Annotated in this window: 21 protein-coding genes; 13 read left to right on the top strand and 8 right to left on the bottom strand. The window is 68.7% G+C overall.

The window, feature by feature from the left end; all coding sequences use genetic code 11:
* Window positions 1–42: 42 nt before the first annotated feature.
* Window positions 43–660, bottom strand: coding sequence for a GntR family transcriptional regulator (locus tag AC3E6M_RS00865; protein ID WP_138175978.1), 618 nt, complete (start codon window positions 658–660; stop codon window positions 43–45).
* Between the two features lie 315 nt (window positions 661–975).
* Between AC3E6M_RS00865 and AC3E6M_RS00860 the strand changes: the two genes are divergently transcribed.
* The gene (locus AC3E6M_RS00860) at window positions 976–1,182 is read left to right on the top strand and encodes a cold-shock protein (RefSeq protein WP_076492588.1); all 207 of its coding nucleotides are present in this window, start codon (window positions 976–978) and stop codon (window positions 1,180–1,182) included.
* A 36-nt stretch (window positions 1,183–1,218) separates the two neighbouring features.
* Here AC3E6M_RS00860 and AC3E6M_RS00855 read toward each other — a convergent pair whose 3' ends face one another.
* From AC3E6M_RS00855 to AC3E6M_RS00840, 4 genes are all read right to left on the bottom strand, one after another.
* Window positions 1,219–3,282 carry a bifunctional lysylphosphatidylglycerol flippase/synthetase MprF gene (locus AC3E6M_RS00855; protein WP_490528777.1) on the bottom strand — a complete coding sequence of 688 codons (2,064 nt, stop codon included), beginning with the start codon at window positions 3,280–3,282 and terminating at the stop codon, window positions 1,219–1,221.
* Between the two features lie 40 nt (window positions 3,283–3,322).
* Entirely contained in the window at window positions 3,323–4,528 is a 1,206-nt protein-coding gene (locus AC3E6M_RS00850) for a hypothetical protein (protein ID WP_490528776.1), read from the bottom strand.
* Window positions 4,521–5,240: an HAD hydrolase-like protein gene (locus tag AC3E6M_RS00845; RefSeq protein ID WP_138175984.1), complete on the bottom strand. Its 720-nt coding sequence runs from the start codon at window positions 5,238–5,240 to the stop codon at window positions 4,521–4,523. The genes AC3E6M_RS00850 and AC3E6M_RS00845 overlap by 8 nt, the downstream gene beginning before the upstream one ends.
* A 65-nt stretch (window positions 5,241–5,305) precedes the next feature.
* Window positions 5,306–6,235 carry an AraC family transcriptional regulator gene (locus AC3E6M_RS00840; protein ID WP_490528775.1) on the bottom strand — a complete coding sequence of 310 codons (930 nt, stop codon included), beginning with the start codon at window positions 6,233–6,235 and terminating at the stop codon, window positions 5,306–5,308.
* Between the two features lie 203 nt (window positions 6,236–6,438).
* Between AC3E6M_RS00840 and AC3E6M_RS00835 the strand changes: the two genes are divergently transcribed.
* Window positions 6,439–7,716 carry a nitrilase-related carbon-nitrogen hydrolase gene (locus AC3E6M_RS00835; protein WP_490528774.1) on the top strand — a complete coding sequence of 426 codons (1,278 nt, stop codon included), beginning with the start codon at window positions 6,439–6,441 and terminating at the stop codon, window positions 7,714–7,716.
* A 74-nt stretch (window positions 7,717–7,790) separates the two neighbouring features.
* On the opposite strand, the gene nucS is transcribed toward AC3E6M_RS00835, so the two are convergent.
* Together nucS and AC3E6M_RS00825 are read right to left on the bottom strand one after the other, a co-directional pair.
* Window positions 7,791–8,483, bottom strand: coding sequence for an endonuclease NucS (gene nucS / locus AC3E6M_RS00830; protein WP_138174074.1), 693 nt, complete (start codon window positions 8,481–8,483; stop codon window positions 7,791–7,793).
* A 22-nt stretch (window positions 8,484–8,505) separates the two neighbouring features.
* Window positions 8,506–8,679, bottom strand: a complete 174-nt coding sequence (locus tag AC3E6M_RS00825) for a hypothetical protein (protein WP_171024243.1) — start codon at window positions 8,677–8,679, stop codon at window positions 8,506–8,508.
* 506 nt (window positions 8,680–9,185) lie between these two features.
* Here AC3E6M_RS00825 and AC3E6M_RS00820 point away from each other — a divergent pair.
* From AC3E6M_RS00820 to AC3E6M_RS00800, 5 genes are all read left to right on the top strand, one after another.
* Window positions 9,186–9,908 (top strand): DUF305 domain-containing protein, encoded by a 723-nt coding sequence (locus AC3E6M_RS00820; protein WP_490528773.1) that lies wholly within the window; start codon window positions 9,186–9,188, stop codon window positions 9,906–9,908.
* Window positions 9,909–10,029: 121 nt separating this feature from the next.
* The gene (locus AC3E6M_RS00815) at window positions 10,030–10,821 is read left to right on the top strand and encodes a hypothetical protein (RefSeq protein ID WP_138174078.1); all 792 of its coding nucleotides are present in this window, start codon (window positions 10,030–10,032) and stop codon (window positions 10,819–10,821) included.
* 37 nt (window positions 10,822–10,858) lie between these two features.
* Window positions 10,859–12,547 carry a copper amine oxidase gene (locus tag AC3E6M_RS00810; protein ID WP_490528772.1) on the top strand — a complete coding sequence of 563 codons (1,689 nt, stop codon included), beginning with the start codon at window positions 10,859–10,861 and terminating at the stop codon, window positions 12,545–12,547.
* 183 nt (window positions 12,548–12,730) lie between these two features.
* On the top strand, window positions 12,731–14,053 hold the full coding sequence (locus AC3E6M_RS00805) for an APC family permease (RefSeq protein WP_490528771.1): 1,323 nt from the start codon (window positions 12,731–12,733) through the stop codon (window positions 14,051–14,053).
* Window position 14,054: 1 nt separating this feature from the next.
* A complete protein-coding gene (locus AC3E6M_RS00800; protein ID WP_138174084.1) occupies window positions 14,055–14,366 on the top strand; it encodes a helix-turn-helix domain-containing protein in 312 nt (103 codons plus the stop codon).
* A gap of 373 nt (window positions 14,367–14,739) precedes the next feature.
* On the opposite strand, the gene AC3E6M_RS00795 is transcribed toward AC3E6M_RS00800, so the two are convergent.
* Window positions 14,740–15,981, bottom strand: coding sequence for an MFS transporter (locus AC3E6M_RS00795; protein WP_490528770.1), 1,242 nt, complete (start codon window positions 15,979–15,981; stop codon window positions 14,740–14,742).
* 75 nt (window positions 15,982–16,056) lie between these two features.
* Between AC3E6M_RS00795 and AC3E6M_RS00790 the strand changes: the two genes are divergently transcribed.
* From AC3E6M_RS00790 to AC3E6M_RS00765, 6 genes are all read left to right on the top strand, one after another.
* Window positions 16,057–17,106 carry a LacI family DNA-binding transcriptional regulator gene (locus AC3E6M_RS00790; RefSeq protein ID WP_490528769.1) on the top strand — a complete coding sequence of 350 codons (1,050 nt, stop codon included), beginning with the start codon at window positions 16,057–16,059 and terminating at the stop codon, window positions 17,104–17,106.
* Window positions 17,107–17,201: 95 nt separating this feature from the next.
* Window positions 17,202–20,135: a Na+/H+ antiporter subunit A gene (locus AC3E6M_RS00785; protein WP_490528957.1), complete on the top strand. Its 2,934-nt coding sequence runs from the start codon at window positions 17,202–17,204 to the stop codon at window positions 20,133–20,135.
* Window positions 20,132–20,749: a Na(+)/H(+) antiporter subunit C gene (locus AC3E6M_RS00780; protein WP_490528768.1), complete on the top strand. Its 618-nt coding sequence runs from the start codon at window positions 20,132–20,134 to the stop codon at window positions 20,747–20,749. The genes AC3E6M_RS00785 and AC3E6M_RS00780 overlap by 4 nt, the downstream gene beginning before the upstream one ends.
* Window positions 20,746–22,305: a Na+/H+ antiporter subunit D gene (locus AC3E6M_RS00775; protein WP_490528767.1), complete on the top strand. Its 1,560-nt coding sequence runs from the start codon at window positions 20,746–20,748 to the stop codon at window positions 22,303–22,305. The genes AC3E6M_RS00780 and AC3E6M_RS00775 overlap by 4 nt, the downstream gene beginning before the upstream one ends.
* The gene (locus AC3E6M_RS00770; protein WP_138174098.1) at window positions 22,302–22,916 is read left to right on the top strand and encodes a Na+/H+ antiporter subunit E; all 615 of its coding nucleotides are present in this window, start codon (window positions 22,302–22,304) and stop codon (window positions 22,914–22,916) included. The genes AC3E6M_RS00775 and AC3E6M_RS00770 overlap by 4 nt, the downstream gene beginning before the upstream one ends.
* On the top strand, window positions 22,913–23,179 hold the full coding sequence (locus tag AC3E6M_RS00765; RefSeq protein ID WP_138174101.1) for an MrpF/PhaF family protein: 267 nt from the start codon (window positions 22,913–22,915) through the stop codon (window positions 23,177–23,179). The genes AC3E6M_RS00770 and AC3E6M_RS00765 overlap by 4 nt, the downstream gene beginning before the upstream one ends.
* Window positions 23,180–23,181 lie beyond the last annotated feature (2 nt).

The following is a 23,181-nucleotide window of genomic DNA, read 5'->3' as shown; positions in this document are numbered from 1 at the left end:
CGGTCGCCGGCGACGGGATGCCTTGCGCTCGGCGCGACGGCGTCAGTAGAGGCCGTGCAGCGTGAGCCAGAGGTGAGCGGAGCGCGCCGTGTCGCGGTCGCGGATCGCCTCGGCGAGTCCGTCGAACAGCTCGTCGCAGTCACCCTCGCCGGCGCACATCCACCCCTGGAGGTTCCGCCGCACGACGAACTCCGTCTGACGCAACGTCTCGCGCAACACGATGTTGCCGGACGCGTGCGTGAAGTGGGCGAGCAGGGCGAAGCCGGCGTCGACGTAGGCGGGCGACGACTGCGAGCGGGCGGCGTCCGCGACGGCGCCGAACAGACGCACTCCCTCGGCGATGTCGTCATCCGAGCAGCGCGGCAGGGCGAGGTGCATCGTCATCGCGATCATGTGCACCGCGTAGTCGCGCATGTCCGACATCTCTTGCGCCGTCGGGGTGCTCACGCGGGTGAAGCGGTGGGGCGAGACCTCGACTAGCCGGATCGCCTGCAGGCGCTGCAGCGCCTCGCGCACGGGCGTGCGGGAGATGCCCATGTGGGCCGCCAACTCGATGTCGCGGAGCCGGTCTCCGGGCCGAAGGCGCCCGTCGACGATCGCCTCGCCGAGGGCCGCATACGCCTCGTCGACGAGGGCGGAAGGCTGTCGCCGCGCGTCCACACGCGGAGTCTATGCCGCTCGGTTATCACACATCGCCGTCATAAGTCAGGAATTCATAGGTTTCGTGTCGCGCGAAGTGCTTTCGCGGAGGTAAAGTGATCGCCGTCACGCCTTGCGTGACATATCCGGGGGGATCCGTCGACGCCCGGGCTTCGAGCTTCTGCTCAGCCCGGGCGTCGTATGGGCCCAAGGGCAGTGCGCCCGTGACGGCGTGCAACGTTTGTGTCACGGTCCCGTGCGCGGCTCGGGTGGCAGCCGTTAGCGTGGGCAGTGACCGGCGCGCTCGGTGCCGGCACAGCGCAGAACGGCACGTCGATGAGCACGCAGGGCACGGTCAAGTGGTTCAACTCGGAGAAGGGCTTCGGCTTCATCGCTCCGGATGAGGGCGGTCAGGACGTCTTCGCCCACTACAGCGCCATCCAGTCGGGCGGATACCGCTCGCTCGAGGAGAACCAGCGGGTCGAGTTCGACGTCGCGCAGGGTCCCAAGGGCCTGCAGGCAGAGAACATCCGACCGCTCTGAGGGACTCCGCCGCTGCGCCGTCCGCGCGCGGCGCGGTCAGCGCTCCGGCCGGACCAGGTCCAGGCCGGCCGCGGCGAACTGCCGCAACGTCGCATGCGGCAGGAACGCCCGGGTCAGGGCGGCGCCGATGCGCGTGAGATCGGCCTCGTCCCGGAAGAGCAGGTACATCGTCTCGTACCGCGGGTGGAATTTCTGCTTGAACCGGTGCAGCGACGAGAAGCCGTAGACCGGCTCGAGGATCTCGGACAGCCGCTTCTGCAGATCGGCGATCGCCCCGGCATCCTCGGGATACTCGTGCGCCAGCGGCGCGCCCGACAGCGACATCACCTCGGCACCCTCCTCGGAGAACGCCTTCGCCGACGAGCCGATCAGGTACTCCATGACGGGCCCGAAGCCGCCGTCCCGTCGCCGCATGAGGTCGAGCGTCCACCCGCGCACGCCGCCCTCGCCGTAGATCGGCAGCCAGGACAGGAACCCGTCGACGTCGCCCGCCGGTGAGATCGCGAGGGCGACGCGCACCTCGGGGTCGCCGGCCTCCTGCAGCGTGCCCAGGGTGAAGCCCATCTCCGGCAGCCCCTTGTCACCCACCCAGCTCTCCGAGATCGCGCGCAGCTGCTGCCGCACGCCCCAGGTCTCATCCGCGAGGCGGGACAGCCGGAAGGTCATCCCCTCGCGCTCCGCCCGGTTGAGCGACGTGCGCACGGCTCCCCACGCCTTGCCCGTGAACTGCAGACCGGGAAGGTCCACGATCGTGTCGTCGGCGACGACGATGCTGCGCCAGCCCGGCGGCAGCGCCTGCCGCGTGGCGTCGCCGGCGCTGAAGAAACACGGCGCGAGGCCGGCGTTCTCGGCCCGCTCGACGAAGGACCGGACGGTGTCGCCTCGTGTGTCCACGGGGCCGAGCGGATCGCCGAGCGCGAGGGCGACACCCGAACGTCGCTGGAACGCGACGATCCCGCGGCCGAAGCGCGCGTACGACATCCCCTCCCACGTCGTCATCCAGGACAGGGTGCCGCCGCCGGTGGCGCGGAGCTCGGTCTTCACGGCCTCGACGTCGGGGGCGGGCGTGTCGCCGAGCGCTGCGCGCGGTCGCGCGCGGAACGCCCCGCGGACGAGGATCAGGTAGACGGATGCCACGACCCACGTGACGGACGACCCGAACGTGATCGAGAGGTCGAGATCGATCGTGCCCTCGATGCCGCCGAGACCGACCGCCAGCACGATCACCCCGAGGAGGACCAGCAGAAGGGCGTTGAGCGCTCCGTAGATCACCAGGAGCACCCACGCCCATCGGCGTCCCCGGCGCAGACCGGTGGCGACGACGAGGACGACGACGGTGTTCACGGCGACGTCGACCCACGAACCCGACACCGGTGCGGACGTGCCGAACGGACCGGTGGTCGGGCTGAGGTACGTCAGGATGTCGATCGCTCCGAGCGCGCACACGACGACGAACGCGATCAGACGCTGCTCCCGGACCGACACCCCCTGGGGGCGCAACGACCGGTCGACGCCGAGAACGAGGGCCACGGCCAGCACGTGCTCGAGGTCGTTGAGCGATCCCCAGTACAGGAAGACCACCGAGACGACGGCCACCAGCACGGTCCACGCACGCAGACGCCACGGCGACGGGAGCAGAGAGATCGCCGCCGCGAGGCACACCACGATTCCGGGGGAGGGGCCGACGTCGAGTGCGGTGGCCTGCTCCTGAGCCCACGGCCAGGGGAGGAAGGCGGCCGCCCAGAGCACCGCGGATGCCAGGAGCACCGCACCGAGCTGTCCGCCGACGAAGTAGGCCGCGGCCACGCGTGAACCGCGACGGAACTCCAGATACCCCATTCCGGCCAGTCCCACGATGAGCACGGGATAGAGCCACGGCACGGACACGAAGAACGTTCCGGTGAGCGGAGTCCACCACCGTCCGTCCTCCAGCGACGGAAGCCCGTAGGCGACGGTGTCGTGCAGCGGTGAGGCCGCGAACGGCGACCACAAGCCGGCGGATGCCACACCCACCGCGAGCAGGATGACGACGAGCGCGGCGGTGGCCGGGAGACGGCGGGCGACCACGGCGACGCGACGGAAGGTCAATCTCTCCCCCATGACGCTCACGATAGGGCACCGTGGCGCCGGGGCGGCGCGTTCACCCGTGCTCCGCGGCTCTCCACGCCGCGCGAGCCGCGGAGAGGGCCTGGCCGGCATCGGTGGCGGCGCGGGCAGCGGCCAGGTCGCGTCGAGCGGCGTCGAGACGGAGTCGGACCTCGATCGTCGGCGCATCCGCGAAGGCCTCGGCCGCGGCGACGGCCGCGCGGGCGCACGCGAGGGTGCCGGGAAGGGCGGCGCGGGCGGCCTCGAGCCGATGACGCGCGCTCGGCGCCGCGCCGAGCGCATCGTCGCGCACCTCGCGGGCACGAGCCACCGTCTCGATCGCCGCGCGCGGGCGGCGGGGGAGTGCCCCGGCAGCCGCGTCGATCTCCGCCGCGACGACGGCCAGACGCTCGGCGGCATCGGGCGCGCACGCGGCCGGGCGGGCCTGCACGATCTCCCTCGCCGCCGCAATCTCGGCCTGGGCGGCGGCGATCTCGACGGCCGCGTTGTCGGCGGCCTGCAGCGTGATGCGGTGCGCGTCCTCGATCGCGCGCAGCATCCGCCCGGCCCGGCGCAGGGCCGCGGTCGCCTCGAGGACCCGCGGCTCGGCGACGGCAGGGTCGTCGACGGCGGCGTCGGCGGCGTCCAGCGCGGCGTCGGCGCGCTCCAGCGCCGCCCGTGCCTCGCTGTCGGCGCGGTCGGCATCCGCCCACTCCACGTCGTCGAACCGCTCGCGCACGTCGGCGACGAGCCGTGCGGGATCGCCGCTCGTGCGCGCGATCTCCTCGCGTCGGGCTCGAGCCGCGACGATGCGCGAGGTGGTGCTGCCGTGCGTTCCCGCCCACGCCGTCAGCCGGGCGTGGGATACGTCGACGGCGGCGATCCGACGTTCCAGGTCGTCGCGCAGTCGCACGGCGTCAGTGCGCCGATCGGACGGGAGCCGCGTCGACGACGCGAGGGCGGCGACCTCGGCGAATCCACGGTCGCGCCCCCGCAGGGCCGCCGCCCGCGCTCGCCGCAGATCGGTGGGTGCATCGTCGTCGCCGAGGACGTCGGCCGCTTCGAAGGCGATGTCCAAGTCGGTCGCCGCGTCGTCCAGGCGCAAGAGCGCCGACTCGGCGGCGGTCCGCTCGGCGGCTGCGGCTGCGGCGGCTCTCGGAGACCGTCGGCGTGCGCGGACGATCAGTGCGACGACCGCGACGATCACGAGCGCAGCCAGCAGCGCGAGCGACGCCGGAAGCGTCCAGCCGATGTCAGACACCGTCGGTGGAACCGGCGACGAACTGCTCCTCGGCCGCGGGCTCCGGCACCAGGAGCAGCGCGCGCAGCTCGTCCGTGTCATCCACTGCGGCCTGCGCGCCGTCCGCTTCGTGCGGCCAGCTGAAGCCCCAGCGTACGAAGATCACCGGCACACCGGCATCCGCGCCGCCTGCGACATCATGGTGCCGATCGCCGATGAGGACGGGGCGCGAGGTGTCGTAGCCGCGCACCTCCAGGCGCCGCAGTGCTTCGCGCACGATGTCGGACTTCGCGCTGAGCGTGCGCTCGTCGGGCGACGCGCCGACGGTGGCCTCGAGCGAGGAGGCGAGACCGAAGTGGTCCATGAGGGCAACGACCTGCACCTCGGGCTTCGAACTCGCGGTCGACTGCGGAATCCCGGCCGCGTGCAGATCGTGGACGAGCTGGGCGACGCCCGGGTAGAGCTGTGCGCTGCCGGTGTAGCCCTCGCTCTTGTTCAGTCCGCGGTAGAAGGTGACGGCTTCGGTCGCCTCGGCAGGCGTCATACCGACGTTCACCTGGAAGGACTCGAACATCGGCGGCCCGATCCAGTGCGAGAGCTCGCCGCGCGTCGGCGGCTTCCGCCCGAAGTGTTCGAGGGTGATGGTCAGACGGCGGAGGATGCCCTCGGACGCGTCGACGAGGGTTCCGTCGACGTCCCAGAGGACGCACGACCAGGGGGAGCGCACGGGCATGGCCTCCACGCTACCCGGCGGTGCGGTCGGCGTGTCCGCCCGCAGCACCGTGACGCGGGTCCCGGTCAGGCGCTCGCCGCCGGCGAGGTGGCGCTCAGATCGTGGGCGCGTCGCGCGATCGCCACGTGGCGGAAGGTCCGCGGGCTGATCCCGGCATGGGCCTTGAACGCGCGGTGGAACGTGCTGACGTCCGAGAAGCCCGAGCGCAGTGCGATGTCCGACACCGGATCGTCGGTCGCGGCGAGAGCCGCCCGGGCGATCGCGATGCGTCGGCGACGGATGATGGCGGCGGGTGACTCGTCATGGGCCTCGAACGCCGCGTACAGCCTCCGCGGCGACACCGCCAATGCGCGTGCAGCCACCGCGGCGGTCAGGGCTGGATCGGCCGCACGCGTGTGCACGTACCGCGCGAATCGCGCGCGGATGGCGCTGTCGGGGGTGTCGACGTGATGGTCACGCAGGGCGGAGAGCATCGCATCCACCAGGTAGACGACGGTCTCGTTCAGATCAGAGGCATCCGATCGGCCATCGAGAACCTCGGAGAGGTAGGCGCTGAGGGCTCGGATGCCGGTCCGGGCCGGGAGGGTGCGCGCGGTCAGGGCCTCGATGTTCGCTCGGGATGCGGTGAGCTGCTCGAGGGGCACGTGGACGACGATGCCCTCCCCGGTGTCGGGGAACCGCAATTGGTAGGGCCGATCGGTCAGGTAGGCGACGGCGTCACCAGGTCCGTGCTGCGCCGAGCGACCGAACTGGTCGACCTGCCCGCGTCCGTGTCGTTGCACGTAGAGGAGGACGCTCGTGGGCGAGGAGTCATCGACGGACGCGCGCACGAGGTGAGTGGCAGCGGAGCGCACACGGTGGACAGCGGTGCGCGGACCGCAGGCGACGGAGTGGACCGAACCGACGAAGTCGCGATCGATCGACCGGACGCTCAGGGGGACGAAGCTGGCGGAGACCAGGTCCTCCCACTCCGCGGCGTCCGTGACTGTCTGCATGCGCCGAGAGTGCCGGGTCCGTGTTTCCTGGCATCGCGTGCTGTGTTTCCCCCCGATTTCCGCGGCCCCGTTCCCGCCCGAAATGCACGAAGTGCCACATTCTCGGCACGCACTGCCATGACAGCCGGGGCGTTGGTTCATTGACTCGTGAGTCGACGGTCAATGGCGATCACGACCCTCCTCACACCCGAGAAATGAGCAGCATGAAAACGACACTCCTCCGCGGACTCACCGTCGGTGCCGTCACCGGCGTCACGCTGGGACTCGCGGGCGCCGGCGTCGCCCACGCGGTCGTCCCCGTGACCACCGAGCCGTACACCGTTGCAGCGATCAGCGCGGCATCCGTCGAGTTCGATCTCGACGCCAGCCTCGACCTCGCCGACCGACTCACCGCGGATGCCGCCGCCTCCGGCGCCGAGCTGGTCACGTTCGGCGAGCTCTGGCTTCCCGGTTTCCCCCGCCAGATCAACTCCGATCCCAGCTGGGCCGCGGCGAACTTCCCGGACTACGCCGCGAACGCCCTGACCGTGGGCGACGCGAACTGGGAGCGCTTGCTCGACATCGCCGACGAACACGACGTCTACCTGTCGATGGGCTTCGCCGAGCGCGAGGGCGACCACCTCTACATGGGCCAGGCGCTGATCGGACCCGACGGCGCAGTGCTCGAGACGCGGCGCAAGATCCGCCCGTCCGGCAGCGAGCGCAACTTCTTCTCCGACGACGTGATGGACGGCAACCTGGAGGTCACCGAGACCGCGCTCGGCCGGATCGGGATGCTGGAGTGCTGGGAGCACCTGCACCCGCAGATGACGTACCCGATGCACGCGAAGGGCGAGAACGTCCACGTCCTGGCGTGGCCCTACAACCCGACCGACAACACCGGGGTCTCCTTCTGGGAGGACGGACGCGTCGCCGAGTCCGCCGCGCGCATGTATGCGATGACCGGCGGCACGTGGGTGGTCTCACCCGCCGCCGGGTGGGCGTTCGTCATGAACCCGTTCGGTCAGATGATCGCCCAGTCGAAGCCCGGGGACGACTTCGTCACCGCGAAGATCGACCCGCGTGGTTTCGGTGGCAGCGACGTCTACAACCCTCGAGGCGAGCACTCCTGGGGTGTGTGGGAGATGATCGGTGACACGTACCCGGACTCGGCGAAGGTGCCCGACCCGGAGCACGGCACGCGCAACGTCGTCTCGCTCGCCGGGCTGGGCGTCGGGGGCGCGGGGAGCACGCCCACGCCCACCCCCACCCCCACGCCTACGAGCGACCCGACCGCCTCGCCGACGCCGAGCGTTGCGCCGGCCGTCGCGCTTCCGGGCGGTGACGCGGGGAATGGCGGGCTCGCCTCCACCGGCGTCCAGGTCACCCCGTGGGGCGTGGCCGCGTTCGGCTCGATCGTGATCGGTGCGGCGCTCGTGTGGATGGCCCGCCGGTCGCGCGCACGCGGAATGCTGTCGGTCGTCGCGCCCGCCCGGAAGTAGCCGACGTCGACCGCGAGGGCGGGTTGCTCCGGGTATCCGGCGCGGCCCGCCTCTCGCGTTCCGGGTGCGAGGCGTCAGAACAGCCGCGGAGCCCCCGACTCGGTGCCCTTCATCCCCTCGTAGTCGAGGGTGAGGCAGCGGATGCCGCGATCGGTCGCGAGCACGCGGGCCTGGGGCTTGATCTCCTGGGCGGCGAAGACGCCGGTGACCGGCGCCAGGAGCGGGTCGCGGTTGAGCAGTTCCAGGTAGCGCGTGAGCTGTTCGACGCCGTCGATGTCGCCGCGACGCTTGACCTCGATCGCGATCGTGCCGCCGTTGTCGTCGCGCAGCAGCAGGTCGACGGGGCCGATCGCGGTGGGGTACTCGCGGCGGACGAGCGTGAGGCCGTCGCCGACGACGGAGACCTGCTCGGCGAGGAGCCGCTGCAGGTCGGCTTCGACGCCGTCTTTGATGAGGCCGGGGTCGACGCCGAGCTCGTGGGTGCTGTCGTGGAGCACCTCGTAGATCTTCACGACCAGCGCGTCGCCGGACTTCTTGTGCGTCACGCGCCACTGCTCGACGACGCCGACGCTCGCGGCATCCTCTTCGGGCTCTTCGACGGTGAGCGTGCACGGCGGGCTCATCCAGTTCAGCGGCGCGTGCTGCACGTCGCGATGGAACGCGACGGTGCCGTCGGCCTTGATCATGACGAGACGGGTAGCGAGGGGGAGATGCGTGTTCAGTCGACCGGAGTAGTCGACGGAGCAACGGGCAATGACGAGGCGCACGGCTCCATTGTCCCAAGTCACGTCACCAGCGGTCACCAGATCGCTCACGGTCGGCACTGGGAACGATCCGCCGAAGACCGCCGACGGTGAGGTCAGCGAGGATCACGCGAGCTTCGCTGAGGTGGCTGATGTCATCCACCCGCGTAACCAGTTTCAAATCGTCCACCATGCGCAACAAGGTCTGCCACGCTGGCATCAGCGACCCGTTGAGCACCGCCGAGCGGGATCCCCCAACCCCGCACATGTGCATGCGCACCGAGGACGACGCCGGAAGCTGCAGCAGCCAGCGACCCGATGGGACGACCAGCGTGCGCGGGCAACCCAGCCAGCAGCGCCCGGCCTTGCACGCTTCGCATACCTGCGTGGTGCAGATATCTCGAGGCGAGCATCGTGGAGAGACCGAGTCGGCCAAATGAGGCGGGGGTGTCTGGGTATGCCGACCAACGGAGACAGCGCGAGCCAATGGGGCCTGCCCCGGGCGGGCAGGGCAAGCGAGATCGGTGGCATGCCGCCAGCGTGGCGAAACCACCGGCTCCCCGCCGGGGCAGACACGCCGACCTTCAGCGCAGCTTCGGCTGAGATGATGCCCGTCCCGTCGCGCGTGGGTCACGGCCACGATGTCTCATTTAACGTTCGTCAATCTTCATCTCGCGCTCGACTCCGGCAACATCCAAGAATCTTCGGCGGGAGAGAGTGGCCACCATGGTTCGAACCCGTGCACCTCGTCGGCTCGCCGCCTTCACGCTGAGCCTGCTCGCCGTGACCGTCCTCGCCACCCTGCTCACCGTGACCCTGCTCAGTTCCACCTCTGGTCCGATGGATTCTGAGACGCCACGAGTGCAGGACCTGTCCGGGCGCGGATCCGATCCACGCGCTGACCTCGACTCGTTCGGCTTCACAAGCTTTGATGCGGGCACCATCCCCGAGGAGGGGGCGAACGCGCTTCCGAATGATTACGACCTGGCCTTCGCCGTGATGATGATCCCTCATCACCAATCAGCGGTCGACATGGCCGACATGCTGCTCATGACGGACGGCCTGGATCCTCTCATTCGGCAACTTGGCGAATGGATCATCAAGGATCAGAGGACCGAGATCGACCTGATGACCGAGTTCGTCGAGGCCTGGGATAAGGCGCATCCTGAGCTGGATGCCTGGCACCCGGATGAAGCTGCTATCGCCGCGGTGGGTGACGGCATGGGCGGAATGACACACGAGCACGGGACCATGGGGTCAAGCCCCGGCTTCGCCACCTACGGATTCCTCACTCAGATGATCCCGCACCATGAGGGGGCCATCGAGATGTGTCGAGTGACGCTCGTGAACGGCGTGAATGCGTTCGTGAAGTCGCTCTGCACGCACATCATCTCGGAGCAGGCCGTGGAGCTGGAAGCCATGGAGAAGCTCCTCCGCGACTACCCCTGAACGGATATCACTGTCCCGCGTCGCCCGGCTTGCCCAACTGTCTCATTTGAGGTTGCGCAAGCTTCACCGGGGACCCGATCGCGGCAACATTCGCGTCTTCTGCTTCCGTCAGAGTGCCTTCATGGTTCAGCCGCAGTCATTCCGTCGCCATCCGCTGGTGTGGGGTATCGGCGTCATCGGCGTCATCGCCGTCGTCGCCGTCCTCGCCGCTGTGCTCGTGTTCACCGCAGGAGGAGGGGGTGGTCGTGCGGAAGCCACGTCCGGTGCCGACCGGGTTGAAGCAGTTGAACGTGCGCTTACCGAACCCGTCCCCGGCATCCCCGACGGCATGCCGACCGAGAGACCGAACCAGTTGGGCCGTACCTCTGACCAGGCCTCGCCCGAAGAGATCGGGTACGCCCGCTACCTCGCCTACAAGGCGCAGGGCACGACTGCCACACGAGTCGACGGCACCCCGGGCTACGAGTTCATCGCGGCAGACGTGAAGACACAGGGAGTGCCGGCCGGTGAGCGCCACATCGAAGTCCTCTCATACGACTACTCGACCGACACCTCCATCCTGCAGGTGGTGGATCTGGTCGATGGAACAGTCACGGAGACCAGGGGAGGAGCTGCGACCGCGCCGCCGTCCGCTCGGGAGTCGCTCTTCGCAATGGATCTGCTCATCCGATCCGACGAGGCCACCGACATCCGCGCCGCCTTCGCAGAACGCACAGGAGAGGAGCTGACGAGTCCGAGTCAGGTCAGCTACGTGTCGTCTGCGCAGCTGCCTGCCGGAACCCGTTACCTCGCACCCCAATGCGAAGGGCACCGTTGCGTGGTCTTTCAACCGCATTTCGGCGCTGACGTCGCCCTCTACTACGGCGACGTGGTGGTGGATCTGTCCGCCTCGCAGGTCTACCGAGTTTCCTGACCGACCGCAAGCTCCACCATCAAGAGAAGGAAGAAACATGAAGCTAACCACACTCGTCGCAGCAGCGGCTGCAGCGGTGTTGTCCGTTGGGCTCGTCGGCTGTACCTGGGCATCGGAGCCGAAGAGCGCTGACGATGTAGCGGCCGTCTCGTTGCCGGATGACGAGTACGCCGGGGCCTTCTGCTCTGGCGACCAGCGCGTCACGACCACCTTCCGCACCGGAAGCACCTGGGATCTATGCTGGCGGTTCGACGATGTCGGCGGACTCACTCTCGAGAAGGTCTTCTTCCAGGGCGTCAACGACAAGCAGCCCATCCAGGTGCTCGACTCGGTCGCCCCCGTGACCATGACCGTTCCTTACGACGTCGGCACCACGGAGTACAACGACATGGGCTTCGGCGGCTGGGGCGCCGCCTCCGCGAACGAGATGACCGAGGCGGAATGCCCGACCGGCACCATCCACAACCTCACCGCCTCAGACTTCGACTACGGGGGCAATGAGGTTCTCGTCGAGGACAAGCCCACCGTCTGCCAGGAGGTCGTCGCCACCGGCTTGGGTGGACGCTCCGCGTGGGTCACGGACGAGGGGCCGTCCGAGTTGCTCGCCCCCGAGAAGCGCACCCTCACCACCTGGCAGGGCAGCGCACTCGTCATCTCCGCGAACACCGCAGTCGGCAATTACGAGTACTCATCGAAATACACCCTCCACGACACCGGCCAGATCGATGTCGCCCTCGGCGCAACAGGTGAAGTGAACGTGGCGCTCTGGGCAGATCAGCTCGAAGGCATCGACGAGGAGCGGTACGGCTGGCCGATCGGTGAAGGTCAGACGGACTACTCCCCGTCGCACTTCCACAACGGCGTGTGGAAGGTCGCATTCGCCATCGACGGCAAGGACGACCAAACAGTCGAAGAGCTCAACACGGCGTGGACGGGGGAATACGGCACACATTCGTCGCTGTACGAGACCACCCGCACCGTCCTTGACACGGAGACCTCGCGGATGAACGACTCGCTTCGGTCATGGCGTGTCTTCAACCCCAGCAGCCTCAACGACGACCAGCATCCGCGCGGGTACGCCATCGTCATGAACGAGAGTGCGGAGTACGAGGCGAACCCGGTCCTCCAGCCGACCGTCACATTTACCAACCGCAACGAGTGCGAGATCCAGCCGCTCCAAAACTCCGGCACTGGATGCGAAGGTGCCACGCTGCTGGACTTCACGAACGGGGAGACTCTCACCGATCCCATCGCCTGGGTGAACGTTGGGTTCCACCACGTCGTCCGCGACGAGGACCAGTCCCCGATGCCCATTCACTGGCAGGGCTTCACCCTCTATCCGCACGACTTCTCGGCTCTGTCGCCCATCGCGTTGCGGGCTGATCGCAATGGTTACATAGGCGAGAAGGATGCCGCGGCCGGGGCGACGAGCGAGGTCACGCCTGAATCAATCACGACACTCGCAGTGACCGGTATGACGGCTCGAGTAACGGTGTCGGCGACAGACGACGAGGGCAATGACGTCGTCCCGACGACCGGGTGGGTCACCATCCTCGAAGGCGACCTAGAAGTGACACGAGTTCCATTCACGCATGGTGCCGGCGGAGCGCTCGAGGTCGACCTCGGGGCGCTGAGCAGCGGCAGTCACGACCTGACCGCGAAGTACGTCGGTAGCAACCAGGTTCGCGGCAGTGTGTCCGATGCCGTGACTGTCGTCATCCCGTAACACCCAGGAGACACCAAGCGCGCACGCTGGTGGAGCCGGCGCAGGCCGCGCCGGCTCCACCACCGTGCTGTCGCTGTATGCAAGGAGATGAACGTGAGCGCCATCGGGGAAGCATTCCGACAGCCGCAGGAGGTCCCCGGAGTCTCGGCGCGCAACGAACTTCATGGACTCCGGAGAAGAACCGTGAGCCAGGTGGACATCGTTGCGCAATCTGTGGCATCCGTCGCACCCGTGATGTGGGCCCTGTCGACAGCGCTCGTCACCGGGGTCGTGGCCGAGCAAGGCGCATGGATCAGCATCATCCTGGCCGCGGCGATCTCATGGGGGGTAGCTCGGAGCTTCGGCGAGTTCGGCTCTCGCCTCGCAGGCTCCGGGTCGCTGTTCACCTTCGTCGCCAGATCGGGGTTCCGGTATGTGGCGCTCGTCGTTGCGCTCCTGCTCTGTACCGGCTACGGCACCTTCGCGATGGCTGGTCTCAGTCTGGCGAGCGGTCACATGCTCGCCATCGTTTCCTCGGAGGCGCCTTCCCGCGACAGCGCCGCGGACGGATTGACGATTATCGTCTTCGTGGCTCTCATCTGTCTGGGCATCATCGTGATGGGTGTGCGAGTCACCACTCGAGTGACACTCGTGACGGAGTCAGTAGGTCTGGTTCTGCTCGCCCTGCTGATCGTGGTTGCTCTGATGGATCACGGTGCCCCGGTGGGCGATCTGTTCAGTCTGCACGGCGTCGATTGGGCGAAGGTATCGGCTGGCACCGTAGTCATGGTGGGCGGATGGTTGGGGTTCGAGAGCAGCGCAGCACTTGGGGCTGAGGCGCGACGGCCACTCGCATCTGTGCCTCGCGCAATGACACTTGCGGTGCTGCTGGCAGCCGGCGTGTATCTGGCGGCGTGGTTCGCGCAACTCGCTCAGCTGACATTGGATCGTGGGACCAACGCCATCGTTCACCTCTCGCTGGCGATGTGCTTGCTGGCCGCAGTTACGGCGTTCTGGACGGCATTGACCAGGCTCTTTTTCCTCTTCGGCCGCGAAGTCATTCTTCCGTCCTGTCTTGGACGCACTCACCCGAGACTGCAGACCCCGCACATTGCGGCGATTGCCTCATTTGTCCCCGTTGTCTGTGGTGCGGTCATCTTCAACACCTTCGGAATCTCGACAGATGCCCTCGAGATGGTCGCCGCACCAGCGTTGATGCTCAGTTACGTCATTGCCACCGCGGTGCTGATCGTGTTTCTCGCACGCCTAGGGGAGCTGACCGCACCCGTGGCATTGCTTGCCGGAGTGTCGGCCTTGCTCACGGCCACCGTTCTCGCGGTGGACCTGAAGCTGGACTTGTCTGGCGGCAGCTGGCTTTCGCTGGCGACGGTGGTCGGCGCATGTGCTGCTGGATGGGCCTGGTGGTCCGTGCTCAGGTCGCGCAGGCCAAACGCATTGGACGACCTTGGCATGTACGACAGCGCTATTGCGGCGGACGTGCTCGGTGCCGAGAGCCGTTCGAACTGACATGCCCGTGGATGCGACGGGCGAAGTGCGTTGGAGTGACAACTTCAACGGGCGCCAGCCTGCAGCCGTCGCGTCCGCGTTTGCGGTTCTCGAGCAAGTGGCGCGGGCCGGTCCGGGAATAACCGCACGAGAGATAGCCGAAAGCCTGAAGATGCCGCGGGCAACTGCATATCGCCTCATCAAGCAGTTGACCGAGTCCGAGTACCTGGTCCGGACGCTCGATCTGCGAGGCTTCGCGCTAGGCAGTCGACTGGTGGAACTTGTGCGGTTGGGCTCCGACTCGGCTGATCCGGAACAACCTCTCCAGGAGTAGACGTGCCGACGCAGTTCACTCGACACGGAACCGTACACACGATCAGCAGTCGTCAGTACAGCAAGGCCAACTCACTCATTGCTCTCCTGCATGTGGTGGGGCTGCTCTGTCTAATCGAGGACGAGTAGCCCACCAAAGAAGAGGGGGCGCGAGGAACCAACTGGTAACCGGTCAAGTTGCCACCGATTCGTTCCTCACTCCCTCCAGCGCATCGTGGTGCGCCTCGGCCTCAGTCACGACATGGCCGAGCTGCTCCTCGACGCGATCCGCGAGGAGGTCGCGTTCCTCGAGGACCTGAGCGCCCCCCATCCCGCGCAAACGACCCACGACCGGCTTCGCACACTGAACCGGGCGTGAACCGCGGAAGACAGCGTCAGGCCTGCTGGGCGGGCTCAGCCTCCGCGTCATCCGCGACCACGAGGGGCTTCGCGGCCCCCGAGAAGAGCCCGGATGCCACGATCAGGCCGACCACGATCAGCAGCGTGTTCAGCAGGCCGATGTGGTCGCCGATCCACCCGAGGATCGGCGGGCCGCACAGGAAGGCGACGTAGCCGATCGTGGCGGCGGCCGCGACGCGCGAGGCTGCCTTGGCGGGGTCGTCGGCGGCGGCCGACATGCCGATGGGGAAGCCGAGCGAGGCACCGAGACCCCACAGGGCGGCGCCGATGTAGACCAGCGGCCCGAAGGGCGCGACGATGAAGAGCAGGAGGCCCGCGGCGGCCGTGACCGCGAGGATGCGGAGCACCCACACGCGCCCGAAACGGTCCACGACCGGCCCGCCCGCGAGACGTCCGAGGGTCATCGCGACCGAGAACACCGCCAGAACGGCCGGGCCCGCTTCTTCGGGCGCGCCGTGGCCGAAGACGACCGCCGAGGGGAGCCAGTCGTTGGCGCTGCCCTCGGCGAAGGCCATGCCGAGCATGATGACGCCGAGCGTGTAGGTCCGCGGCTCGCGCCATGCGGACAGGGACTCGCCGAGCCGCTCGCGCCAGTGCGCGCGCTGCGCGGCGGGCGCGGCATCCATGGCCGTCTCCCGGGCGGGCACGTTCGCGATCGCCACGACGGCCACCACCGCGATCACGATGCCCATCGCGACGCAGTGCGCGATCACGTCGACGTTCCCGCGCACGGCGAGGAAGCCGATCCCGGCCCCGATCACGGTGCCGAAGCTGAAGAACGCGTGCAGCAGCGGCATCACGGTGCGCCCCGTGGCCTTCTCGAGGGCGGCGCCCTCGACGTTCATCATGACGTCGACGGATCCGTTGCCGAACCCGAACAGGGCGAGACCGACGAGGGCGACGCCGAACAACTGGAGCGTGTCCGATCCGAGCCCGATGATGACGACACCCACGGCGACGCACGCGAGCGCCGCGAGCATGCCCCGACGCGCACCCAGCCGGGCCATGATGACGGGCGCGACCGACAGGCCGATGATGGATGCCACCCCCATGCCCAGCAGCAGCAGGCCGACGCCGGAGTTCTCGATGCCGAGGGACTCGCGGATCGCGGGCACTCGCGACGCCCACGTCGAGATGCTCAGCCCGCTCGCGAGGAAGATCGCGCAGATCGCGATGTACCAGCGCACGAGGCGCGCACGGGTGAGCACGGAATCCATGTCGCCAGAGTATCGAGGATGGTCCCGCAGATCGAATCGATTCGAGACGGCGGGGAGGGGAGGTACGATCAGGCGGTGAGCACGCGCCGCGCCACCATCAGCGACGTCGCCCGAGAGGCGGGCGTCTCCGCGTCGACGGCATCGGTGGTCTTCAGCGGCAACACGCCGACCTCCGAAGCCACGCGGGCCCGCGTGCTCGCCGCGGCCGCGAAGCTCGGCTACACCGGGCCCGACCCCCGAGCGGCCTCGTTGCGCCGCGGCAGATCGGGGATCGTCGGCGTCGTCTTCGACCAGCACCTCGGAACCGCCTTCCTCGATCCCGTCACCACGCACATGATGGACGGCCTCGCCGACGGCGTCTCCCGTCTCGGGGCGGCGCTGCTCCTCCTCCGCGATGACGGCGAGATGGTGCGCGAGCCCTCGCTGCAGACCGCTCCGATCGACGCCGCCGTGCTGATCGGCTGCAGCCCGCGCCTGCGCGACTCGCTCGAGATCGTGCGGGCCCGCGGCATCCCCGTCGTCGTCGTCGAGGGCGATGCCGGGCCGGGCGTTCCCCGCGTCCTGCTCGACAACGTCGAGGCCCAGCGCGAGGCGGCCTGGTATGTGGCCGATCTCGGTCACCGCGACGTCGTGCTCGTCACTCTCCCCGTCGACATCGAACGACGCCGCGGGTGGATCCCCGATGACGCCGTCGTCAGCGTCCACGTGACCGCCGATCGCCTCGCCGGTGCGCGTGAGGTCTTCCCACAGGCCCCCGCGCTGGCCGCCGCCGGCAGCTCGATCGACGAGGGTGCGATCGCCGGGCGCGCGATCTTCGCCGATCCCGACCGGCGTCCCACCGCCGTGATCGCGCAGACCGACCTGCTGGCCGCCGGGGTCATCCGGGCCGCCGAAGAAGCCGGTCTGCGCGTGCCGCTCGATGTCAGTGTCACCGGCTTCGACGGTGTCGTCGTGGATGGTCTCGCGCCCCACGTGCTCACGACGCTCGTGCAGCCGGCCAAGGCCAAAGGCCGGGCCGCCGGCGAGGCCGTATCGGCGATGATCGAGGGATCCACGCCCGCCGGTCTCGACCTCACGTGCGTCTTCCGGGTGGGCACGACGACCGCTCCGCCGCGTACCACATGAGGTCCTCGGCGCAGGGCCCCGGATGCTCCCGGTAGAATAAGAGTCCACACCCCGAGAGCCCGGGCATTTGCCCGTCGACCCCGAGGAGGCCCACACTGCTGGCATTCCTCGGCGCGTTCGCGCTCGTCCCGATGCTGTTGCCTCTCCTGGTGGCCCGCATCGGAGCTCGTGCGTTCTACGTCGCAGCGGTTCTGCCGGCACTCGCCTTCGCGTACGCGATCGTGCAGGCCCCTGCCGTCTTCTCCGGCGACATTCCCTTCGAGGAATACTCGTGGATCCCGGGGCTCGGCATCTCCCTCTCGATGCGCATGGACACGCTCGGGTGGCTCCTGACGCTGGTCGTGACCGGGGTCGGCGCGTTGGTCATGCTCTACTGCCGCTGGTACTTCCGCGGCAAGACGCAGGGGGTCGGGCAGTTCTCCGCCGTTCTCCTGGCTTTCGCCGGAGCGATGTACGGCCTCGTCCTGACCGACGACATCGTCGTGCTGATCATGCTGTGGGAAGTCACGAGCGTCCTGTCGTACCTGCTCATCGGGTACTACCACGGCCGCGCTGCCAGCCGCCGCGCCGCCCTGCAGGCGCTGCTGGTGACCACGCTCGGCGGTCTGGTGATGCTGATCGGTGTCGTGCTGATCGTCGTCCAGTCCGGCACCACGAGCTTGTCGGCCATCCTCGCGGACCCGCCCGTGGGCCCCGTCGTCGACGTCGCCGTGCTGCTCCTCCTCGTCGGCGCGCTGAGCAAGTCCGCGATCTTCCCCTTCCATTTCTGGCTGCCCGGCGCCATGGCCGCCCCGACGCCGGTCAGCGCCTACCTGCACGCGGCGGCGATGGTGAAGGCGGGCATCTACCTCGTCGCGCGCCTCGCCCCGGGGTTCGCCGACACCCCGCTCTGGCGGCCCACGCTCATCACGTTGGGCGTGTTCACGATGCTCCTCGGCGGTTTCCAGGCGCTGCGCGAGCGCGACCTGAAACGCATCCTCGCCTTCGGTACCGTGAGCCAGCTCGGCTTCCTGACCGTGATGCTCGGGTACGGGACTCGGGATGCCGCTCTCGCCGGCGTCGCACTCCTGCTCAGCCACGCCCTGTTCAAGTCCTGCCTCTTCCTCGTCGTCGGCGTCATCGACCGCCAGCTCTCCACTCGCGACATCGGCGAGCTCTCGGGCCTCGGCCGGCAGGCGCCGGTCATGGCGACCGCCTCGTTCATCGCGATCGCGTCGATGGCGGGCGTCATCCCCACTCTCGGCTTCGTGGCGAAAGAGACGGCGCTGACGGCGCTGTGGCACGAGGCCACCGCCGGAGCGCCCTGGGGCCTCGTCGCCCTGTTCGGTGTCGTCGCGGGTTCCGCGTTGACGGCGGCCTATGGCATCCGGTTCCTCTGGGGCGCGTTCTGGACGAAGCCCTCCATCGAGCGCACCGAGTGGCCCGACCCGCCGATCGGGTTCCTCGCCTCCCCCGTGCTTCTGTCGGGGGCGACCCTCGCGCTGGGCTTCCTCGCCCCCATGCTCGACGGGTGGCTCGCGCCGTACGCCGATGGACTGCCCGAGGCGACCGCGGGAGTCCCGGCGCCCGAGTACCCGTACCACCTCGCGCTGTGGCACGGTCTCGAGCCTGCGCTGTTCCTGTCGCTCGGCACCCTGGCACTGGGTGCGGCCATCTTCTGGGTCGTGCGGCGCACGCAGCTGCACCGTCGGCGGCGCGTCCTCCCCTTCACCGCGAACGACGTCTACAACGCCGTCGTGCGCGGGATCGACCGCACGTCGGAGTGGACGACGGCGCGCCTCCAGCGCGGATCGCTGCCGTTCTACGTCGGGACGATCTTCGTCGTGCTGGTCGTCGCCGAGGGCACCGCACTCATCGCGTCCGACGAGTGGCGCGCGCAGCTCGACGCGTGGCAGTCCCCCGCGCAGCTCATCGCGGCCCCGATCATGATCGCCGCCGGAATCCTCGCCGTCCGCGCACGCAAGCGCTTCACGGGCGTGGCGCTGGTGTCGGTGACGGGGTTGGGCATGGTGGTGCTCTTCGGCACGAGCGGCGCCCCCGACCTCGCGCTCACCCAGGTGCTCATCGAGACCGTCACCCTCGTGGTGTTCGCCCTCGTCCTGCGCCGGCTCCCCGCCCGCATGGGTGAGCACAACGCCTCCGTCGCGCCCCTGGCGCGCGCAGCGCTCGGCGTCGGGGTCGGACTCACGATGGCCCTCGTCGCCATCGTCGCCACCGGTGCGCGGCAGGACCTCCCCATCTCGCTGGAATGGCCCGCCCTCGCGTACGAGATCGGTCACGGCCGCAACGTCGTCAACGTCGCGCTCGTCGACCTCCGCGGCTGGGACACGATGGGCGAGTTGTCGGTGCTCATCCTCGCGGCCACGGGCGTGGCATCCCTCGTCTTCATCACCGATCGCAGCGACAACCTCTCCCGCCGCCGGTCCGGCACCGCACGCAGCCGCGTGGGCCTCGGACGCCGCCGTCCGCTCATCGAGACCGACAGCGGTGTGCGTGCGCAGCGTGCGGGAGAGGCCGACGCCCCGCGCGCATGGCTCATTTCGGGGTCGAAGGTGCAGCCCGAGAACCGGTCGATCCTGATGGAGATCATCATCCGGGTGCTCTTCCACGCGATCATCATCGTCTCGCTCTATCTGCTCTTCGCGGGGCACAACCTCCCCGGTGGCGGATTCGCCGGCGGTCTCGTCGCGGGCATGGCCCTCGTGATGCGGTACATCGCCGGCGGGCGGTGGGAGCTCGGCGCCGCCGCGCCCACCGACGCGGGGCGACTCCTGGGCGCGGGCATGGCGATCGCCGTCCTCTGCGCGATCGTCCCGCTGTTCTTCGGGTTTGCACCGCTGCAGAGCTTCACGTTCGAGGGCGAGATCCCCGTCATCGGTCACTGGGAGTTCGTCACCAGCACGATCTTCGACGTCGGCGTGTACCTCGTGGTCATCGGCCTCGTGCTCGACGTCCTCCGCAGTCTCGGCGCCGAGGTCGACCGACAGTCCAAGGATGCCGTCGACACCGAGGCGGTGACGCTGCCGTGACCATCTCGTTCGTCCTCGTCGTCATCATGGCCGTGCTCTTCGCGTGCGGCGTCTACGCCATGCTCGAGCGCAGCCTCACCCGCGTGCTGATCGGCTTCCTGCTGCTCGGCAACGCGGCCAATCTGCTGCTGCTGATCGTCATGGGCCGCCCGGCCATGGCACCGTTCTACGACGGTGGGCAGACCGACTCCGCCGACATGTCCGACGCCCTGCCGCAGGCGCTGACCCTCACCGCCATCGTCATCACCTTCGGCATCTCGGCGTTCCTGCTCGCCCTCATCTACCGTTCGTGGCAGCTTGGCGAGGCCGACACCGTGGTCGACGACGCCGAGGATGTCGCGCTCCGCGAGCGCACGGCATCCGAGCCCGAGGATGCCATCGACGACGAATCCCGCTCGGACGACGACGACGTGACGACCGACTTCGTCGGCGACGACGTCTCGCCCATCCGCGTGCTGCACCAGGGCGACCTCTCGCACCTGGTGGACGATGCCCCGGTCGACCGCGTCGCCGTCCGCCGCACCCGACCCGAGGGCGACACCCGCGGCCCCGAGGGCGGCATCCACGACCCCGAGGACGATGCCCGCGACCCCGAGGACGGTGATCGCTCGTGAGCGCCCTGGTCCCCCTGCTCGTCGGCATCCCCCTCATCGGTGCGGCCATCAACCTCGTCTTCGGTCGCCGCAAGAAGACGCAGATCGTCGTGTCGGTGGCATCCCTCACGCTCGTGCTCGTGCTCGCCGCGATCCTGCTCGTCGCCGTCGACACGACCACCGGTCCCATCGCCGTGGCGATCGCCGGGTGGGACATCCCGCTCGGCATCGTGCTGTACGTCGACGTCCTGGCGGCGCTGCTGGTGATGGTGTCGGCCATCGTGCTGCTGGCGGTGCTGCTGTTCTCGATCGGGCAGGGAGCGGCCGACAACGACGAAGACACCCCGGTCTCGATCTTCTATCCGGCGTATCTGATCCTGGGTGCGGGCATCTTCAACGCCTTCATCGCGGGCGACCTGTTCAACCTCTACGTCGGTTTCGAGATCCTGCTCGTGGCCTCGTACGTGCTCATCACTCTCGGCAGCACCGAGTCGCGCATCCGCACCGGCGTGGTCTACATCGTCGTCTCGCTGGTGTCGTCGATCCTCTTCCTCGCGGCGATCGCGATGGTCTACGGCGCCCTCGGCACCGTGAACATGGTCCAGATCAGCGAGCGGATGGCGCAGCTGCCGCAGGACATCCAGACGATCCTGCACCTCATGCTGCTGCTCGCGTTCGCGATCAAAGCCGCCGTCTTCCCGCTGTCGTTCTGGCTCCCCGACTCGTACCCCACGGCACCGGCGCCGGTCACGGCGGTGTTCGCCGGCCTGCTGACGAAGGTGGGCGTCTACGCGATCATCCGCACCGAGACGCAGCTGTTCGTCGACAACGACCTCAACTTCCTGCTGATGATGGTCGCGCTGGCGACCATGATCGTCGGCATCCTCGGCGCGGTCGCGCAGGCCGAACTCAAACGCATCCTGTCGTTCACGCTGGTCAGCCACATCGGGTACATGATCTTCGGGCTGGCGATCAACACCCCGCTGGCGGTGGGCGCGACGATCTACTACATCGTCCACCACATCATCGTGCAGACGACCCTGTTCCTGGCCGTGGGCCTCATCGAGCGTCGAGCCGGGAGCACCTCCATCCTCAAGGTGAAGGGGCTCATGCGTGCGGCCCCGTTGCTGGCGGTCCTGTACTTCATCCCGGCGATCAACCTCGGTGGACTGCCCCCGTTCTCGGGCTTCATCGGCAAGTACGCGCTGTTCGACGCCGCCGCCCAGGTGGGGACGCCGGTGATGATGGTGCTGATCGTCGGCGGCATCGCGACCTCGATCCTCACGCTGTACGCGCTCATGCGGGCGTGGAACCTCTCGTTCTGGCGCGAGGAGAACGACTCCACCGAGACCCTCGAGCGGATCGCCTACCTGGGCAACGCCCCCGCGGCATCCATCTCGACCGAGCGCCGCACGATCCCCCGCATCATGACGTTCGCGACGGCGGGGATGGTCGTCGTCACGCTCTCGCTGACGGTGTTCGCCGGCCCGCTGCTGGACGTGTGCCTGCGCGCCGGTGAGCGCATCACCGACGGCATCACGCTCGTGCAGTTGCAGGAACAGGTGGCTGATCGATGAGCCCCTCACGCCGGTCGCAGTTCGGCTTCTTCGCGCAGCAGTTGCCCTTCTTCGTCATCCTCGTCGCGCTGTGGATGCTGCTGTGGGGACAGTTGACGTGGCTGGCGCTGATCACCGGACTCGTGGCCGCCGTGTTCGTGACCCGCGTGTTCCGCCTTCCGCCCGTCGACCTGTCGGGCCGCTTGAACCTCTGGTACGGCCTCGTCTTCGTGGCGACGTTCTTCGCCGCCGTCGTGCGCGGCTCACTCGTCGTGGCGTGGCAGGTGCTGGACTTCCGACGGCCGCCGGGTGCCGCGATCATCGCGGTTCCGCTGCGCGTCGACGACGACGTCATCATGGCGCACACGGCGGTGACGGCCTCCCTCATCCCCGGTTCCTTGATCATCGACGTCGACCGCGAGGGGCGCACCCTCTTCTTGCACACCATCGGCATCCGCAGTGACGAGGATGCCGAGCACCAGCGCCGCGTCGTGCTCGGCTGGGAGGCACGCATCACGCGGGCCGTGGGCTCGCGCGAGCAGCTCGCCGATCTGCGTCGCCAGATCGCCCAGGCCGACGAGGACGCCCACCACGGGGCGGCTTCGCCCCGCGACGGACGGACCCCGCTATGACCGCTCTCGTCATCGTCATCCTCGTCGTTTTCGCCGTCGCCGCGGTGTTGGCGCTCATCCGGCTCGTCATCGGTCCGTCGATCCTGGACCGCGCCGTCGCCGCGGACGTGCTGCTGACCGAGGTGCTGTGCATCCTCGGGGCCGACATGGTCATCAACCACCACACGCGCTCGCTCCCGACGATGCTCATCATCGCCGCGGTCGGCGTCTTCGGGTCGATCGCGGTGGCCCGCTTCGTGGCGCGGAAGGAGAACCCCCGGTGACC

The organism is Microbacterium sp. SCPM-O-B-15248 (M128) (assembly GCF_058214835.1).
The sequence above is the reverse complement of the archived record's forward strand: the minus strand, read 5'-3'. Positions and strand labels throughout refer to the sequence as shown.